Annotated in this window: 1 pseudogene; it reads right to left on the reverse strand. The window is 71.4% G+C overall.

Annotated features, from left to right (window positions below):
- Nucleotides 1-427 (reverse strand): annotated as a pseudogene (locus tag V8J39_RS23530) (hypothetical protein); the annotation flags it as partial.

A 427-nucleotide genomic window follows, 5' to 3' on the forward strand; every position in this document is an offset into this window, starting at 1 on the left:
AGGTCCACCGCCAGGTCGGTATCCGCCGGCGCGTCGTCGCCGACAGGGGTGCCCAGCCCGAGGTCGACATCGCCGAGCAGGCCTTCCGCGAGGTCGAGCGGAACCTCGGCGTCGATCGGTCCCAGATCCAGCGCAAGATCCGTGTCGCTCGGGTCGAGATCACCGCCACCCGAGCCGCCGATCGGCAGATCGACGTCGCCGATCAGCGCCTCGGCCGCGTCGAGCGAAACGTCGGCATCCACCGGGCCGAGGTCGACGGACAGGTCGGTATCCGCCGGCGCGTCGTCGCCGAGAGGGGTGCCCAGGCCGAGGTCGACATCGCCGAGCAGGTCTTCCGCGAGGTCGAGCGGCACGTCTGCCTCCACGGGACCGAGATCCAGCGCGAGATCCGTGTCGCTCGGGTCGAGATCACCGCCACCCGAGCCGC

Origin of the sequence: Frigidibacter sp. MR17.24, from assembly GCF_037095655.1 — a bacterium.
Lineage (GTDB): Bacteria > Pseudomonadota > Alphaproteobacteria > Rhodobacterales > Rhodobacteraceae > Frigidibacter.